1 rRNA gene is annotated in these 417 nt (G+C 48.9%); it reads left to right on the top strand.

Annotated elements, in window-relative coordinates:
• Positions 1-417 (top strand): 23S ribosomal RNA (locus tag SBH76_RS13510); the annotation flags it as partial.

Here is a 417-nt window from a genome sequence, read left to right as displayed (position 1 = left end):
TGATCCGCAGATGTCTGAATGGGGAAACCCACTTGGAAGAACTCCAAGTATCTGTACGCCAATACATAACGTACAGAGGGGAACCCGGTGAACTGAAACATCTAAGTAGCCGGAGGAAAAGAAAACAACAGTGATTGCGAAAGTAGCGGCGAGCGAAATCGTAAGAGCCCAAACCGTGGTGCGTGCACTGCGGGGTAGAGGACTGCAATACGAGTAAGATATATTACCTGAACCGTTTTGGAAAAGCGGGCCAAAGAGCGTGAGAGCCGTGTAAGGGAAAATATATTGAATCCAGCAGTATCCGGAGTACCACGAGACACGAGAAACCTTGTGGGAAGCAGGGGGGACCACCCCCCAAGGCTAAATACTAGTCAGTGACCGATAGCGTATAGTACTGTGAAGGAAAGGTGAAAAGAA

The organism is Lachnoanaerobaculum sanguinis (assembly GCF_033242365.1).
Lineage (GTDB): Bacteria > Bacillota > Clostridia > Lachnospirales > Lachnospiraceae > Lachnoanaerobaculum > Lachnoanaerobaculum sanguinis.
Note: the sequence above shows the minus strand (reverse complement) of the source record. Positions and strands in the feature narration are given on the sequence as shown.